Genomic DNA, 631 nt, shown 5'->3' with positions numbered 1-631 from the left:
GTGCAGCACCACCTGCTCGGCGCCCGCCGTCCGCGCCGCGGCGACCAGCGACGCCAGCAGCTCACCGGCCACCGGGCCGGGGACGGCACGCAGCAGGTCGCGCCCGGAGAACGTCGGCACCCGCCCGCCGACGACATCGGCCAGCCGCGGCTCGAGCAGCAGCACCCGCAGCTGCGCACCTGGGACGGCCCGGCGCACGGCCGCCAGGTGCTCACCGGTCCCCTCGGCCGCCGACTGCACGAGCTCGTGCAGCGCGCCGTGGTCGGACACCCCGCGGTCGCCGCGCGCCAGCCACACCTGCGCCGCGAGCGACACCGGCCCCAGCACGGGGACGACGAACGGCCCGGCGTACCCGTCACCGGCGACCGCGAGGGCGTCGAGGCCCTCGCGGACCTGTGCCCGCGCCCGGGCCAGGTCCTGACCGGGCCGGTCGGCGAGCGCCCAGCCGTGCGGTCCGAGCTGCGCCGGCAGGTCCACGAGCATCGACACCGCGCGGGCCAGCGCCGTGCCGTACGCCCCGCGCCCGGGCGGACGGACCTCGTACGGCAGCCCCTGCACGCCCTCGGGAGTCTCGGCGAGCTCACCGAGGACCACCTGCTGGGCGGCCAGCGGGTCGTCGCCGGGCCAGCCG

The 631-nt window shown here is 79.2% G+C and carries 1 protein-coding gene; it reads right to left on the bottom strand.

Annotated elements, in window-relative coordinates; translation table 11 throughout:
* Positions 1 to 631: uroporphyrinogen decarboxylase/cobalamine-independent methonine synthase family protein (locus tag F2B26_RS16675; RefSeq protein ID WP_499679458.1), on the bottom strand; the 631-nt coding region annotated here is incomplete at both ends.

The sequence above is a fragment of the Cellulomonas citrea genome, from assembly GCF_009829685.1.
In the GTDB taxonomy this organism is placed as follows: domain Bacteria; phylum Actinomycetota; class Actinomycetes; order Actinomycetales; family Cellulomonadaceae; genus Cellulomonas; species Cellulomonas citrea.
This window is presented reverse-complemented; position numbering and strand designations above follow the sequence as displayed.